We start from the raw sequence: 15,384 nt of genomic DNA on the forward strand, positions 1-15,384 counted from the left end.
CTAGGACTCGCCGGCCGCTTGCCGGGCGATATAAAACTCAGCCAGCGCCAGATCCTCGGGGCGCGTCACCTTAATATTGTCTGCCGCCCCTTCCACCATCAGCGGCTGCAACCCGGCCGCCTCGATGGCGGCCGCCTCATCGGTAACCAGCTCTCCACGTGCCAGAGTCGCAGACAAAGCGTCACGCAACAGGCCGTAGCGAAACATCTGCGGCGTATAGGCATGCCACAGCTGGCTGCGCTCAACCGTTGCCACCACCTGGCCATTCGCTGCGGTCCGCTTCATGGTGTCGCGTACCGGCACCCCCAGCAAACCGCCGACCGGATGACCCTGCAACTGGTCCAACAGGCGCTGCAGGTCCTCGGCGCGCACGCAGGGCCGGGCCAGGTCGTGCACCAGCACCCAGTCGTGCTCGGCGGCGACCCCTGTCAGCGCCTCAAGGGCACGACTGACGGAGTGGCAGCGCTCAGCGCCACCTGCACAGCGCATCACCCTGGGGTGGTTCAACGCCTTGACCCCTGCCTGGTAGGGGTCCTCGGGGGCCAGGGCCACCACCACCTTGTCGATGGGCGAAAAGGCACACAGCCGCTCCAGGGTGTGCTCGATCAACGCACGCCCCAACAACGGGAGATATTGCTTAGGCCGGTCCGCCGCCATCCGCTTGCCAACACCGGCGGCCGGTACCACGGCAAAATAGCGGGGCGTAATCGGCGTGGCCGGGGAGGTCTCGTTCAGGGTTGTCATGGTGCCGGGTTCATCTGCTACTCGGTGGGGGTCAGGTAAAACTGTTCGCCCTCTTTGACCATTCCCAGGTCCGTTCGGGCGCGCTCTTCGAGGGTATCCAACCCCTGCTGCAACTCCACCACCTCCGCCTCCAATACCCGGTTGCGTTGCTCAAGGCGCTGATTCTCCAGCCGCTGCTGCGCAATTTGCGCTTCGGTGTCGCGCAGCTGGCTCAGGCTGCCCTCACCAAACCAGAGCCGATACTGAAGCAGCAGCAACATCAGGGTGAGGAGCGCTATAACAATGTTTAATGGAAATCTCACAGACTCAGCCACGGAGTTATACCAGCAGACAGCCATTTCGCTGCTCAGGTTGAGTGGTGAGCATACCACCGGGCCGGGGGCTGGGGTACTCACCGGGGTACAAAAAAGGGATCTCCATGATCCCTTTTTTGGTAGCGTCGCTGGCGATCAGGCCTTGAATTCAGCCCGCCCTCGATAGGGAGCCATGCCATCGAGTTCCTCCTCGATGCGCAGCAGCTGGTTGTACTTGGCGACACGATCGGAACGGCACAGGGAGCCGGTCTTGATCTGGCCCGCCGCAGTCCCCACTGCCAGATCGGCGATGGTGGCGTCCTCGGTCTCACCACTGCGGTGGGAGATAACGGCGGTGTAGCCCCCCTGCTTGGCCATGGCGATGGCGTCGAGGGTTTCGGAAAGGGAACCGATCTGGTTGAACTTGATCAGGATGGAATTTCCAATCCCCTTCTCGATACCCTCCTTGAGAATGCGAGTATTGGTGACAAACAGGTCGTCGCCCACCAGCTGCACCTTGTTACCGATCTTGTCGGTGAGGATCTTCCAGCCATCCCAATCGGACTCATCCATACCATCTTCAATGGAGATGATCGGGAAGCGCTCGGTCAGGCCGGCCAGATAGTCGGCGAAACCGGCGGCGTCAAACACCTTGCCCTCTCCCGCCAGATCGTAGTTGCCGTTCTTGTAGAACTCGGAGGAAGCGCAGTCGAGGGCCAGGGTCACATCCTCACCCAGGCTGTAACCGGCGGCGCTGACCGCTTCGGAGATCACCTCCAGCGCGGCTTCGTTGGAGGGCAGATTGGGGGCGAAGCCACCCTCATCGCCCACCGCGGTGTTCAATCCACGCTGCTGCAATACTTTCTTAAGGCTGTGGAAGATCTCGGCCCCCATGCGCAGGGCATCGGCAAAGCTGGACGCCTTCACCGGCTGGACCATGAACTCCTGGATATCGACGTTATTGTCGGCGTGCTCGCCGCCGTTGATGATGTTCATCATCGGTACCGGCATGCTGTACTGACCGGGGGTACCGTTCAGGTCAGCGATGTGCTGGTAAAGAGGCACCCCTTTGTGCTGGGCGGCGGCCTTGGCGGCGGCCAGGGAGACAGCGAGAATCGCGTTGGCGCCCAGCACCTCCTTGTTCTCGGTACCATCCAGTTCGATCATGGCATTGTCGAGGTCACGCTGGGCGCTGGCGTCCATCCCCAGCAGGCGCTCACGGATGCGGGTGTTGATCCCCTCAACCGCCTTGCGTACCCCTTTACCCAGGTAGCGGGACTTGTCGCCATCGCGCAGTTCCAGGGCTTCACGGGAGCCAGTCGAGGCACCGGAGGGTGCACACGCACGGCCGACGATGCCCGAGGCCAGCACAACGTCCGCTTCTACCGTGGGGTTACCCCGTGAATCGAGGATCTCCCGCGCCTTGATATCGACAATTTCTGCCATCTTTTGGTCTCTCCAGTAAAAAGGGGTGGTTCGTTATTCGTTCACAATCGGATCGAGGCTCTTGGTCACCTCGTCGATCGCTTTCATCTGTTTGAGAAAAGGTTCCAGCTGGTTGAGCCGCAGTGCGCAGGGGCCATCGCACTTGGCCTGGTCCGGGTCGGGATGCGCTTCCAGGAACAGCCCTGCCAACCCCTGGCTCATGCCGGCACGACCCAGCTCGGCCACCTGGGCACGACGTCCGCCGGCACTGTCACTGCGCCCACCGGGCATCTGCAACGAATGGGTGACATCGAATACCACCGGATAGCCGAAGGCTTTCATCACCCCAAAACCCAGCATATCCACCACCAGGTTGTTGTAACCAAAGCTGCTGCCACGCTCGCACAACATCAGGCGGTCGTTGCCCGCCTCCTCACACTTGGTAAGGATGTGCTTCATCTCGCGGGGGGCCAGGAACTGCGCCTTCTTGATATTGATCACGGCATCGGTGTTCGCCATCGCCACCACCAGGTCGGTCTGACGCGACAAAAAGGCCGGCAACTGGATGATATCGGCGACCTCTGCGGCGGGCTGGCACTGAGCCGGCTCGTGTACATCGGTGATCACCGGTACCGAAAACTGCTGCTTGATCTCCTGCAGGATCTTCAGCCCCTCCTCCAGTCCGGGCCCCCGGAAAGAGGTGATGGAGGAGCGGTTGGCCTTGTCAAAGGAGGCCTTGAAGACATAGGGAATACCCAGCTTCCGGGTTACCTCGACGTAGGCTTCGGCCACCTGCATCGCCAGATCCCGGGACTCCAGTACGTTCATGCCGCCGAGCAGCACAAAGGGGCGCTCGTTGGAGATCTCGATATCGCCGACGCGAATCACCTTCTGTGGAATCGCTGGGCTCATGCCTCGCTCTCCTGCTGGTGCTTGAGGGCCGCGCTGACAAAACCGGTAAACAGCGGATGCCCATCACGGGGGGTAGAGGTGAATTCGGGGTGGAACTGACAGGCCACATACCAGGGGTGGTCCGCCACCTCGACAATCTCCACCAGAGAGTTATCCGCCGAGCGTCCGGCGATCACCAGGCCGGCCGCCTCCAGCTGCTTGACGTAGTTGTTGTTGACCTCGTAGCGGTGGCGGTGACGCTCGGCAATCACATTGTTGCCATAAGCCTCGAACGAGCGGGAGCCGCTGGCCAGGTTGCACTGCTGGCTACCCAGGCGCATGGTGCCACCCAGGTCGGAATCGTCGGCACGCTGCTCGACATCACCCTCGGCGGTGATCCACTCGGTGATCAGGCCAATAACGGGGTGCTTGAGGTCCTGCACAAACTCGGTGCTGTTGGCCCCCTCCAGACCCGCCATGTGGCGTGCGTACTCGATGACCGCCACCTGCATACCCAGGCAGATTCCCAGATAGGGTACGCGGTTTTCACGGGCGTAACGTGCCGCCATGATCTTGCCCTCGACCCCACGGTGGCCAAAGCCTCCCGGCACCAGCACGGCGTCAACCCCTTCCAGCAGGCCAACACCATCCTGCTCGATCTGCTCGGAATCGATGTACTTGAGTTTAACCTTGGTGCGGGTTTTGAGGCCGGCGTGCTTCATCGCCTCAATCAGCGACTTGTAGGCATCGAGCAGCTCCATGTATTTGCCCACCATGGCCACAGTCACTTCGTGCTCGGGATTCTTCTCGGCATCGAGCACCGCTTCCCACTCGCTCAGGTCGGCCTCGTTGCACTCCAGGTGGAAGCGCTTGACCACCAGGGAGTCGACCCCCTGCTTGTGCAGCATGGAGGGGATACGGTAGATGGTGTCGGCGTCCTCGAGGGAGATAACCGCCTGCTCTTCCACGTTGGTAAACAGGGAAATCTTGCGGCGAGAGGCGCGGTCGATATGGTGATCACTGCGACACACCAGGATATCGGGCTGCAAACCGATGGAGCGCAGCTCCTTGACCGAGTGTTGGGTGGGCTTGGTTTTGGTTTCACCGGCGGTGGCGATATAGGGCACCAGGGTCAGGTGCATCAGCATGGCGCGATTGTAACCCAACTCTACCTTGAGCTGGCGCACCGCCTCCAGGAAGGGCTGGGACTCGATATCACCCACAGTACCGCCGATCTCCACCAGCGCCACATCGGCGTCACCGGCACCGGCGATCACCCGACGCTTGATCTCGTCGGTGATATGGGGAATCACCTGCACAGTGCCCCCCAGATAGTCACCACGACGCTCTTTGCGCAGCACGTGCTCGTACACCCGGCCGGTGGTGAAGTTATTCCCCTGGCGCATGGTGGTGCGAATAAAACGCTCGTAATGCCCCAGGTCAAGATCAGTCTCGGCGCCATCTTCGGTCACAAAGACCTCGCCGTGCTGGAAGGGGCTCATGGTACCGGGATCCACATTGATGTAGGGATCCAGCTTCAGCATGGTAACCTTGAGGCCACGAGCTTCGAGAATTGCAGCAAGGGAGGCGGCGGCGATGCCCTTCCCCAACGAAGAAACAACACCACCGGTGACGAAGATATAGTGCGTCATGTAAGGCCCGTAAAATAGCAAATTGGCGGCAAGGCGCCGCGACAGCGAAGGGAGACTTCAAGTCATCTCGAGATGGGGTTGCAGGATACCAGAAGGTGCCAGCCAGCTCAATCCACGCCATCCCATTTTGGCGGCACCCACTCCAGCTCAACCCCCTCCTCACCAGAGGCCGCCGTATAGCCTTCCACCACCCCGATCGAGGGCAGGGCGACCAGCGCATCGCCTTTCATCAGAAGCGGCCAGCGCTCCCTTAACCAGGGGGGAACCCCTTGCTCCTGCATCAGCTTTTTAAAGGGCTTACTGCCTTTTCGACCCGCCAGACGGATAGACCCCGCTTCCTCACCCTCCAGGCGGTAGGCGACCCGCAGGGATCCCAGGCAAGCAGAGAGCGGGTTACCCGATGCGCTACTGCGTCGCACCCTCAACACCCCGTTATTGGCAAGGGGCCACTCCCCCGCCTGCAGCGAGAGATCCCCCCCTTCACCAGGCCTCTCCCGCGTACGCAGAACCACCAGCGTTCCCCGGTAGCGGCGCACCTCCCACCCCAGCCACCGCACGCAGGGGTTGGCATCCACGCGGCTGCTGGCCAGGCGCAGCAGCTGCTCGGTGATCGTCTCCCCCGGTACTGGCACCCCCAGGCGACGCAGCCAGAAGCGCAGCAGGTTGCGCTGGCGCAACCTGCTGCGGCTCGCTACCGGCGGCCAGTACAGCCGATTGTCGGCCGATAACCCCGGCCCCGTGGGTGTGTCCACCGCAGCGCAGCTCTCCAGATCTTCCAGCGCCAATTCATCCAGTAGCGCGCTGTCATCGGCCATGCGTTGGGCCTGCCTCGACAGGCGCAACCCCAGGTCGGGCCAACGCTCGCGCAGGGGGGGCAACACCCGGTGGCGCAGGTAATTGCGATCGAAGCGGAGCGATTCATTACTCTCATCCTCTACCCACTGCAAGCCGCGGGCCCGCCCATAGTCCAGCAGCTGGGCACGGGGGTAGTCGAGCAAAGGGCGCAACAACAGCCCCGCCCCCAGGGGCCGAGAGCGGGGAATGGCCGCCAACCCACGTACGCCGCCGCCGCGCAGCAAACGGTAGAGCAGGGTCTCCTCCTGGTCCTGCTGGTGATGTGCAAACAGGAAGCCGTCACCCGCCCCGCAACGCTCGGCCATCACCCGATAGCGGGCCTCTCGAGCCTGCTCCTCCAGATTGGCCCCCTCCCGGTCGAGGCTTACCGCCACCGACTGCAGGGGGATCCGCCAGCGCTCGCACAGGGTTTGGCAGTGTTGCTGCCACTGGTCGGCATGGGGGCTCAGGCCGTGATTGATATGGAGTGCTTCGAGCCGGGCCACAAAGCCCTGGTCGTGCAGCCGGCGCACCAGGTCCAGCAACACCACGGAGTCCAGTCCCCCACTGAGCGCCACCACCCAACGTCGGTCACGCAGCGGCGCCAGCTGCGGCTTCAGAGAATCGGGACCAAAATCCCGTTGCAGGTCAGTGGTGGTCATAGGGAACAGCGAACAGTCATCGGCCTTCCAGCATAACAGATCCGCCAAGGGCTATGGCTAGCCCGGCGCCGGTTCTGCCGGCAAAAGCAGCATAAAAAAGGCCCGGCGACCAAGGTCAACCGGGCCTTTACCTGGCAGCGGCAGTTAGTTGGTGCCGTAGGAGAGCAGGCGCTGGTAGCGGCGCTCCAGCAGCTCATCCGCCGAGAAAGAGGAGAGCGAATCGAGCTGTGCCAGCAGAGACTGCTTCAGGCTGCTTGCCATCCGGGCCATGTTGCGGTGAGCACCACCGAGCGGCTCGGGCACCACCTGGTCTACCAGCCCCAGTTCGTGAAGGCGCTCAGCGGTGATCCCCATCGCTTCGGCGGCATCAGAAGCGCGCTCGGCGCTACGCCATAGAATCGAGGCACAACCCTCGGGAGAGATCACCGAGTAGGTGGAGTACTGCAGCATCATCAGGTGATCACACACACCAATCGCCAACGCTCCACCGGAGCCTCCCTCTCCCACTACAGTGGAGATGATGGGGGTTTTCAGGCGCGACATCACCGCCAGGTTATAGGCGATCGCCTCACTCTGGCCACGCTCCTCGGCATCGATACCAGGATAGGCCCCGGGGGTGTCGATAAAAGTGAGGATCGGCATTTTGAAACGCTCGGCCATCTCCATCAGGCGGCAGGCCTTGCGGTAACCTTCAGGGCGGGGCATGCCGAAGTTGCGGCGCACCTTCTCGCGCACATCGCGCCCCTTCTGGTGACCGATGATCATCACCGGCCGACCTTCCAGGCGACCGATACCCCCGATGATCGCCTTGTCATCAGCGAAGTGGCGGTCACCATGAAGTTCATCGAAATCGGTGAAGATCAGGTTAATGTAATCCTGGGTGTAGGGACGCTTGGGGTGACGCGCAATCTGCGCAATCTGCCAGGAGCTGAGATCCTTGAAGATCGACTCGGTGAGCGAGAGGCTCTTGTCCTGCAGCCGCTGGATCTCGTCGTTGATATTCAGCTCATTGTCACTGCCAACCAGGCGTAGCTCCTCGATTTTGGCTTCCAGGTCGGCAATGGGTTGTTCGAAATCAAGATAGTTGGGATTCATGGCGTTCCGTCTACCGGCCAGCGGAGGTCGCGACCGGATGCAAGGGTTCACTGGATTTAGCCGCCAACCTTACGTGATTCACCCGGTGGAGTCGAGTTACAAAAAGTAAGCGAGCTTACCTTCCCGTAATCCTGCCACCGGCTGGACGCGGCTACTGGTAGCTGAGCGTGACCCGCTCCTTGCCGAACCGGTCCCGCAACTCCTGCACCAGCTCATCACTGGGCTCAACGCGCCAGGGTTCCCCCAACCGCAGGGTGGCCCGGGCCTCGCTTGCGAGATACTGGATATGCACCGGTGTTGACCCCGGGTGTTCGCCAAACAGCTGTGCCAGTGAGTGCACAAATCCGTTACCACAACGGCTCTCGGGCAGCTCCAGCTGCAGGAAGCGGGCGTACTGCTGGCGCGCCTCCACCAGGCTCATGAGCCGCTTGGCACGCACTTTCAAGGCCCCGGAGTAATCGTCGAAGCTTACCTCCCCTTCGACAAACACGAGACTGTCTTTGGTGACCAGGTGCTGGTACTCCTCGTAACAGTCGGCAAACAGGGAGACCTCAATACGTCCGCTGCGGTCATCGAGGGTGATGAAGGCCATCTTGTCGCCCCGCTTGTTTTTCATCACCCGCGAGGCCACGATCAGCCCCGTCAGGTTCTGGCTTTCCCGGGCCGGCTTAAGGTCGTTGATGCGGTTACGGACGAAGTTGCGTAGCTCCCTCTCATATTCATCAATAGGGTGCCCGGTGAGGTAGATCCCCAGCGTATCCTTTTCCCCCTTGAGCCGCTCCTTGTCGGTCCATTCCCTCACCCCCATGAATTTGTCGTAAACATCGCTTTCGCCCACCGGCACCAGCTCGCCAAACAGGTCGCTGTGGCCGCTGTCGAGGCTCTTGCTGGACTGATCCGCTGCCTTGATCGCCTCCTCCATGGAAGCAAGCAGGATCGCCCGTAGCTGGCCCAGGCTCAGCTCGCCCCTGGGCGCCAGCTTGTCCATGGCACCGGAGCGGATCAACGCCTCCAGCACCCGCTTGTTGAGTTTCTTGCCCCCCAGGCGTGCGCAGAAATCGAACAGGTCGACAAAGGTGCCCCCCTGCCGGCGGGCCTCCTGGATCGCCTCGATGGGACCTTCGCCCACCCCCTTGATGGCCCCCAGGCCGTAGACGATCTCCTGCTGCTCATTGACCGTGAAGCGGAACTCACTACCGTTCACATCTGGCGGCACGATCACCAGCTTCATTTCCCGACACTCTTCGATCAGTGTCACGATCTTGTCGGTGTTCTGCATATCCGCCGTCAACACCGCCGCCATAAAGGGAGCCGGGTAGTGGGCCTTCAGCCACAGGGTCTGGAAAGAGACCAGGGCGTAGGCAGCGGAGTGAGATTTGTTGAAGCCGTAACCGGCGAATTTCTCCATCAGGTCGAAGATAGGACCCGATAACCCCTCGTCGATGCCGCGTTTGCTGGCCCCCTCCATAAAGAGCACCCGTTGCTTGGCCATCTCCTCCGGTTTTTTCTTGCCCATCGCCCGCCGCAGCAGGTCGGCACCGCCCAGGGTAAAGCCTGCCATCACCTGGGCGATCTGCATTACCTGCTCCTGGTAGAGGATGATACCGTAGGTCGGCTGCAGCACCGGGATCAGGTCGTCGTGCTGGTAGTCGGGGTGGGGAAAGGAGAGCTTTTCGCGCCCGTGCTTACGGTTGATAAAGTCGTCCACCATGCCCGACCCCAGTGGGCCGGGTCGGAACAGCGCCACCAGTGCAATGATGTCCTCGAAGTTACTCGGCTGCAGGCGCTTGATGAGGTCCTTCATACCGCGCGACTCCAGCTGGAAGACGGCGGTGGTTTCGGCACGCTTGAGCAGTTCGAAGGAGGCCTTGTCTTCCAGATCGATCTGCATGATATCCAGTGGCGGCTCGTTGCTGAGGGCGCGCACCTTGTTGACCGTGTCCAGCGCCCAGTTGACGATGGTGAGGGTCCTGAGACCAAGGAAGTCAAACTTCACCAGCCCCGCCGACTCCACGTCGTTCTTGTCGTACTGGGTGACCAGGCCGTGGCCCTGCTCGTCGCAGTAGAGGGGGGCAAAGTCGGTCAGCTTGGAGGGGGCGATCACCACCCCGCCGGCGTGCTTACCGACGTTACGGGTGACCCCCTCCAGCTTGAGGGCCATCTCCCAGATCTCCCCCGCCTGCTCGTCGGTCTCGATGAACTCCTTGAGGGTCTCCTCCTGCTCGATCGCCTTGCTGAGGGTCATGCCCACCTCGAAGGGGATCATCTTGGACAGCTTGTCGGCCAGACCGTAGGACTTGCCCTGCACCCGCGCCACGTCACGCACCACCGCCTTGGCCGCCATGGTACCGAAAGTGATGATCTGGGAAACCGCATCGCGACCGTAGGTCTGGGCCACGTAGTCGATCACCCGGTCACGACCATCCATGCAGAAGTCGACGTCGAAGTCGGGCATCGATACCCGCTCCGGGTTAAGGAAGCGCTCAAACAGCAGGTCGTAGGGTATCGGGTCCAGGTCGGTGATCTCGAGGGCGTAGGCCACCAGGGAGCCGGCACCGGAGCCCCGCCCCGGCCCCACCGGGATATCGTTGGCCTTGGACCAGCGGATAAAGTCCATCACGATCAGGAAGTAACCGGGGAACCCCATCTGGATGATGATATCGAGTTCAAACTTCAGGCGGTCGTAGTAGAGTTTGCGCTTGGCTTCGACCTCGGCCGCATCCAGCCCTTCCAGCACCGGCTTGAGACGCATCTCCAGCCCGTCCGCACTGGCCTTGCGGAAGAAGTCGTCCATGGTCATGCCGTCGGGTACGGGATAGTCCGGCAGGAAGTAGGTTCCCAACTGCACCTCCACGGTACAGCGGCGGGCGATCTCGACACTGTTCTCCAGCGCCTCGGGCAGATCCGAGAAGAGCTCGGCCATCTCTTCGGGGGATTTAAGGTACTGCTCTTCGCTGTAGAGCCGGGGCCGGCGAGGGTCATCCAGCGCCCGCCCCTCACCGATGCAAACCCGGGTTTCATGGGCCTCGTAATCCTCCTTGTCGAGGAACATCACATCGTTGGTCGCCACCACCGGGCAGCCCGCGCGCTCAGCCAGGGCCACCGCCTGGTGCAGGTGATTTTCATCCCCGCTGCGCGAGGTGCGCTGCACCTCCAGATAGAAGCGATCGCCAAACACAGAGCGCCACTCCTCCAGCAGCTGACGTGCCTGTTCCGGGTGGCCCGCCAGAAGGGTCTGGCCAATCTCTCCCTGACGCGCACCGCACAGGGCAATCAACCCCTCGGCTGCCTGCTTGACCCACTCCCGCTGCACGATCGCCACCCCCTGTTTTTGGCCATGCTGGAAGCCCCGAGAGATCAGCTCAGTGAGGTTGCGATAGCCGGTAGCGTTGACGATCAACAGCAGCATCCGGGTAGGGGGCAGGCTGGGATCCAGGTTTTCCACCCACAGGTCTGCCCCGCAGATCGGCTTGAGGCCTGCGCCCATGGCTGCGGTGTAGAACTTGACCAGCGCGAAGAGGTTGGACTGGTCGGTCACCGCTACCGCCGGCATCCCTTTGGCGGCAACCGCTCCCAGCAAGGGCTTGAGACGAACCAGGCCATCGACCAGTGAGTACTCGGTGTGCAGGCGAAGATGAACAAACTGTGCGGACATAGGGATAGACTACCGATTTGGGGAGGCTCATCTTAGCAGTACACAAGGCAATGGTTAACCGCTAGAATGGCCCCTCATTTGATATCTTACCCCATGGCAGGATGCTGTATTTCCGGGAGCCCCATCAGGACCGCCGATATTGCATCCTTTTACTTTACCCATGCCCTACCCCTACCCCCTTTTCCGTCTCCTGCTGCTGCTTGGCATCGCCGCCCTGGGCAACCGCGCCCTGGCCTCCGACGACGCCTGCCACACCCTCCACTTCAGCGGTAACGCCGAGTACCCCCCGATTCTCTGGCAGGACCCCAATAACCCGGGGAAGCTGATGGGGGTCGCCGTCGAGGTGTTGCGCAGGGCTCTTGAGCCGCTTCAGGTGAAACTCGACGCCCGTTACGAAGGCCCCTGGTCCAGAGCCCAGAAGAAGGCCCGGGAGGGAGAGATCGACGGTTTGGCGGGCGCCTTCTACACCGACCCCCGCACCCATTACCTCGATTACATCGAGCCCGCACTGCTGAAGATCCCCAGTGTCATCTTTATCCCCTGGGACAGCCCGATGCTTGAAAAAACCGGCGGCTCCCTGACCCACTGGGACCAGCTCAAAAGCTGGCGCGGCGTCACCCTGATCAACAACAGCTTTGGCCAGGAGTTTGACCAGTATGCGGCGCGGGAGCTGGATATCCAGACCGTGCGTTCCGTTACCCTGGCTTTTAAGACCCTGCTGGCCGGACGCTCCGACTACCTGATCTACGAACTGCAGCCCGGCCTCTCCTACAGCGATGCGATGGGCATCGGCTCTCAGGTTCGATTCCTCGCCCCCGAGATCAACTCCGAGCCACTCTATTACACGCTGGCCAAGGGCTCAGCATGCAACAGCGCCGAGGTGAAACAGCAGATCAGCCAGTTCCTGCGCAGTGGAATCAGCGCGCAGGAGATTGAGGAGATTACCAGCCGCTACCGGCAGCAGTGGCGACAGCAGGTCAAGCGTCAAAGCTACTGACTAAGCCAACCCCTGGGCCTCAAGGCAGCGCCGAACCGGCGCAAAGGAGCGCCGATGGCTATCGGTCACCCCGAGCCGCTGCAGCGCCTCCAGGTGGACCGCCGTGGGATATCCCTTGTGGCGGGCTATGCCGTAACCGGGGTAACGACGATCCAGCTCCAGCATCTCCCGGTCCCGGGTCACCTTGGCCAGAATTGACGCGGCGGAGATCTCCGCGACCCGACCATCCCCCTGCACCACCGCCTGCGCCTCACAGGGCAGTTTAGGGCAACGATTACCGTCAATCAGCGCCAGCTGGGGGGCGATGCCAAGACCTGCCACGGCGCGCTGCATCGCCAGCAGGGTAGCCTGCAGTATATTCAGGCGATCAATCTCCTCCACCGAGGCCCTGGCGATACTCCAGGCCAGGGCGCGCTCCTGAATCAACTCAAACAGCACTTCACGTCGCTTCTCGGTCAGTTTCTTGGAGTCGTTCAACCCCTCAATGGGGCACTCAGGGTCCAGAATAACAGCCGCGGTCACCACATCCCCACATAGGGGACCCCGCCCCACTTCATCAACACCGGCCACCAGGCGGTGTTGATCGGAGCTGCTTTCAAACAGTGAAAACTGCATCCCTAGCCCTTTACCAAACCCAGTACTGCCTCGGCGGCCAGGTTACTGGCGTCGCGGGAGAGCAGCTCATGGATACGGCGATATTCCGGTAACAGTTCATCGGCCCGCTGCAAGCTCACCAGCAATGCATCCGCCAGAGCTTCGGGGGTCGCCGCGTCCTGGATCAGCTCGGGCACCAGCTCCCGCCCAGCCAGCAGGTTGGGTAGGGAAAGGTAGGGGATTTTCACCAGCCAGGAGGCGATCCGATAGGTGATGGGTGATACCCGATAGGCCACCACCATCGGTTTTTTGAGTAGAGTGGCCTCCAGGGTCGCGGTACCCGAAGCGATCAGAATACTGTCGGCAGCGGCCATCACCTCCCGCGAGTGCCCTTGTACCAGGGTGATATCCAGGTCCGGTGCCCAGTGCTGGCGCAGCGCCTCGATCTGTTGGAAGCGGGCCTCATTGACACAGGGGATCACAAAGCGAAAACGGCCTGCCGCGGCACATCGCTGCGCAGCCTGGAAAAACAGGGGGGCCAGCAGGGCCACCTCACCCTGACGACTGCCCGGCAGCAGGGCGAGCAACGACTCCCCCTCCGCCACTTCAACCCCCAACTGCTGGCGGGCCTGCTGCGGGTCAGTCTCCATCGCGATGCTGTCCGCCAAAGGGTGGCCTACGAAGGTGACGGGGACATCATGCTCCCGGTAGAACTGCGCCTCAAAGGGCAACAGGCAGAGCATATGATCCACGGAGCGGGCGATCTTGTGAATCCGCTTCTGGCGCCAGGCCCAGACCGAGGGGCTGACATAGTGGGCGGTTGGGATACCCGCCTGCTTGAGCTTGAGCTCAACCGGCAGGGTAAAATCGGGGGCGTCGATACCAATAAAAAGATCCGGCGGATTATCCAGCATCGCCTGCACCAGGCGCTTGCGGATACCCAGCAATTCCCGTATCCGACCGAGGACCTCCACCAACCCCATCACCGACAGGCGCTCCATGGGAACCATCGAGCTGGCCCCCTCTGCCAGCATCAGGGGGCCGGCGATGCCCTCGAAACGGGCATTAGGGTAGCGGGTACGAATCGCCCGGATCAGCCCAGCCCCCAGAATATCACCGGAGGCTTCTCCCGCCGCGATACCCACCCGCAGGGGGCGGTCGGAGCTATGGGAAATCGAGGGGGAGGATGCGACCATGGCACGCCAATCCTTAACTGGACAGATAGCGGGAGGCCGGGTGCCCCCCGCTCGTGGGCTAGCGGACGATGCCGCGGGTGGAGTTCTGCAGGGACTCAATAAAGAGCTGCAGCTCAGGCTCGTGGTGATCCTGTGACCGCAGGCGCTCAAGGGCCTCTTCCAGGGTCAGCCCCTCCCGGTAAACGGTTTTGTAAGCCTTGCGAAGACTCTGCATCACCGGCTTGCTGTAACCGCGGCGCTTCATCCCCTCAAAGTTCATGCCGTTGGCCTTTGCCGGACTGCCGGCCGCCATCACGAAGGCGGGCACATCCTTGAAGATGGTGGAGCCACCGGCGCACATACTGTAGGCCCCGATGTGGCAAAACTGGTGCACACCGGTCATGCCCGAGAGGATCGCGCCATCCCCGACCTTGACGTGACCCGCTACCGAGGCGTTGTTGGCAAAGATGCAGCCGTTGCCGATGACGCAGTCGTGACCCACATGGGTGTAAGCCATAAAGAGGTTGTCGCTGCCAATGCGGGTAACGCCCTCATCCTGCACCGTACCCCGATGGATAGTGCAGCACTCACGGAAAATATTGTTGTCACCCACCACCAGGCGCGTCGGCTCACCGGCGTACTTCTTATCCTGGCAATCCTCACCAATGGAGGCGAACTGGAAAACCTGGTTGTTGCGACCCAGGGTAGTAGGTCCCTTGATGACTGCGTGGGAGCGGATAACCGTCCCTTCGCCAATCTCAACGTCGGCACCGATCAGGCTCCATGGCCCGATTTCAACATTGGCACCGATGCTGGCGCCGGGATCAACAATGGCCGAATCATGAATTCGCGCGCTGGGGTGAATACCCGCAGTGGTGTGGCTCAAGACCAGAGCTCCTTCTTTGCACAGATAATTTCAGCTGAGCTGACGACTTTACCATCAACCAGCGCCTTGCAGGAAAACTTCCAGATATCACGCTTCTGGACGACAAACTCCGCCTCCAGGTCGAGGCGGTCCCCGGGTACAACAGGCTGCTTGAAGCGCACCTTGTCGGCTCCGGCAAAATAGTAGACCGTACTATCCTCTTTCTTCTTGTTGCTCATCCTGAAGCCAAGAATACCCGCAGCCTGGGCCATCGCCTCGATAATGAGCACCCCCGGCATGATCGGATGATCGGGAAAATGGCCATTGAAGAACTCCTCGTTACCGCTGACGTTCTTGTAACAGCGGATTCGATTCGCTTCCAAATCCACATCGATTACCCGGTCAACCAGCAGGAAGGGGTAACGCTGGGGAAGGTATTCCTTAATCTTCTCAAGATTCATCATCTCTGATAGTCGCCTGCCTTAAGTGTTTTAAACGCCGA

13 protein-coding genes are annotated in these 15,384 nt (G+C 61.4%); 1 reads left to right on the forward strand and 12 read right to left on the reverse strand.

Annotation, left to right across the window (positions count from 1 at the left end; genetic code table 11):
* The 8 genes from ispD to dnaE form a co-directional block, all read right to left on the reverse strand.
* Window positions 1-744 carry a 2-C-methyl-D-erythritol 4-phosphate cytidylyltransferase gene (ispD, locus tag D0544_RS08480; RefSeq protein WP_207905799.1) on the reverse strand — a complete coding sequence of 248 codons (744 nt, stop codon included), beginning with the start codon at window positions 742-744 and terminating at the stop codon, window positions 1-3.
* 17 nt (window positions 745-761) lie between these two features.
* Window positions 762-1,046: a cell division protein FtsB gene (ftsB, locus tag D0544_RS08485; RefSeq protein WP_341538849.1), complete on the reverse strand. Its 285-nt coding sequence runs from the start codon at window positions 1,044-1,046 to the stop codon at window positions 762-764.
* A gap of 147 nt (window positions 1,047-1,193) precedes the next feature.
* Entirely contained in the window at window positions 1,194-2,483 is a 1,290-nt protein-coding gene (eno, locus tag D0544_RS08490; RefSeq protein ID WP_125015521.1) for a phosphopyruvate hydratase, read from the reverse strand.
* Window positions 2,484-2,516: 33 nt separating this feature from the next.
* A complete protein-coding gene (gene kdsA, locus D0544_RS08495; RefSeq protein ID WP_125015919.1) occupies window positions 2,517-3,362 on the reverse strand; it encodes a 3-deoxy-8-phosphooctulonate synthase in 846 nt (281 codons plus the stop codon).
* An 8-nt stretch (window positions 3,363-3,370) separates the two neighbouring features.
* The gene (locus D0544_RS08500) at window positions 3,371-5,005 is read right to left on the reverse strand and encodes a CTP synthase (protein ID WP_125015522.1); all 1,635 of its coding nucleotides are present in this window, start codon (window positions 5,003-5,005) and stop codon (window positions 3,371-3,373) included.
* Between the two features lie 107 nt (window positions 5,006-5,112).
* On the reverse strand, window positions 5,113-6,501 hold the full coding sequence (gene tilS, locus D0544_RS08505; RefSeq protein ID WP_125015523.1) for a tRNA lysidine(34) synthetase TilS: 1,389 nt from the start codon (window positions 6,499-6,501) through the stop codon (window positions 5,113-5,115).
* 144 nt (window positions 6,502-6,645) lie between these two features.
* The gene (locus D0544_RS08510; RefSeq protein ID WP_125015524.1) at window positions 6,646-7,596 is read right to left on the reverse strand and encodes an acetyl-CoA carboxylase carboxyltransferase subunit alpha; all 951 of its coding nucleotides are present in this window, start codon (window positions 7,594-7,596) and stop codon (window positions 6,646-6,648) included.
* A 151-nt stretch (window positions 7,597-7,747) separates the two neighbouring features.
* On the reverse strand, window positions 7,748-11,251 hold the full coding sequence (dnaE, locus tag D0544_RS08515) for a DNA polymerase III subunit alpha (protein ID WP_125015525.1): 3,504 nt from the start codon (window positions 11,249-11,251) through the stop codon (window positions 7,748-7,750).
* 139 nt (window positions 11,252-11,390) lie between these two features.
* Between dnaE and D0544_RS08520 the strand changes: the two genes are divergently transcribed.
* Window positions 11,391-12,248, forward strand: coding sequence for a substrate-binding periplasmic protein (locus D0544_RS08520; protein ID WP_125015526.1), 858 nt, complete (start codon window positions 11,391-11,393; stop codon window positions 12,246-12,248).
* Here the strand turns inward: D0544_RS08520 and rnhB are convergent, their stop codons facing one another.
* Genes rnhB through fabZ form a run of 4 tightly spaced genes read right to left on the reverse strand, consistent with a single transcriptional unit; the run spans window position 12,249 to window position 15,346 of the window.
* Entirely contained in the window at window positions 12,249-12,863 is a 615-nt protein-coding gene (rnhB, locus tag D0544_RS08525) for a ribonuclease HII (protein WP_125015527.1), read from the reverse strand.
* Between the two features lie 2 nt (window positions 12,864-12,865).
* Complete coding sequence (gene lpxB / locus D0544_RS08530; protein WP_125015528.1) at window positions 12,866-14,038, reverse strand: lipid-A-disaccharide synthase; 1,173 nt, start codon at window positions 14,036-14,038, stop codon at window positions 12,866-12,868.
* A 58-nt stretch (window positions 14,039-14,096) separates the two neighbouring features.
* Window positions 14,097-14,903: an acyl-ACP--UDP-N-acetylglucosamine O-acyltransferase gene (gene lpxA / locus D0544_RS08535; protein WP_243647273.1), complete on the reverse strand. Its 807-nt coding sequence runs from the start codon at window positions 14,901-14,903 to the stop codon at window positions 14,097-14,099.
* Complete coding sequence (gene fabZ, locus D0544_RS08540) at window positions 14,900-15,346, reverse strand: 3-hydroxyacyl-ACP dehydratase FabZ (RefSeq protein WP_125015529.1); 447 nt, start codon at window positions 15,344-15,346, stop codon at window positions 14,900-14,902. Before fabZ ends, lpxA begins: the two co-directional genes overlap by 4 nt.
* Between the last annotated feature and the right edge of the window lie 38 nt (window positions 15,347-15,384).

Origin of the sequence: Aestuariirhabdus litorea (assembly GCF_003864255.1) — a bacterium.
In the GTDB taxonomy this organism is placed as follows: Bacteria; Pseudomonadota; Gammaproteobacteria; order Pseudomonadales; family Aestuariirhabdaceae; genus Aestuariirhabdus; species Aestuariirhabdus litorea.

What these genes read in the sequence shown, in the direction of transcription:
- lpxB (WP_125015528.1), bottom strand. Translation starts at nt 14,038, where the DNA reads ATGGTCGCATCCTCCCCCTCGATTTCCCATAGCTCCGACCGCCCCCTG.
- rnhB (WP_125015527.1), bottom strand. Translation starts at nt 12,863, where the DNA reads ATGCAGTTTTCACTGTTTGAAAGCAGCTCCGATCAACACCGCCTGGTG.
- tilS (WP_125015523.1), bottom strand. Translation starts at nt 6,501, where the DNA reads ATGACCACCACTGACCTGCAACGGGATTTTGGTCCCGATTCTCTGAAG.
- ispD (WP_207905799.1), bottom strand. Translation starts at nt 744, where the DNA reads ATGACAACCCTGAACGAGACCTCCCCGGCCACGCCGATTACGCCCCGC.
- dnaE (WP_125015525.1), bottom strand. Translation starts at nt 11,251, where the DNA reads ATGTCCGCACAGTTTGTTCATCTTCGCCTGCACACCGAGTACTCACTG.
- fabZ (WP_125015529.1), bottom strand. Translation starts at nt 15,346, where the DNA reads ATGATGAATCTTGAGAAGATTAAGGAATACCTTCCCCAGCGTTACCCC.
- eno (WP_125015521.1), bottom strand. Translation starts at nt 2,483, where the DNA reads ATGGCAGAAATTGTCGATATCAAGGCGCGGGAGATCCTCGATTCACGG.
- D0544_RS08500 (WP_125015522.1), bottom strand. Translation starts at nt 5,005, where the DNA reads ATGACGCACTATATCTTCGTCACCGGTGGTGTTGTTTCTTCGTTGGGG.
- D0544_RS08510 (WP_125015524.1), bottom strand. Translation starts at nt 7,596, where the DNA reads ATGAATCCCAACTATCTTGATTTCGAACAACCCATTGCCGACCTGGAA.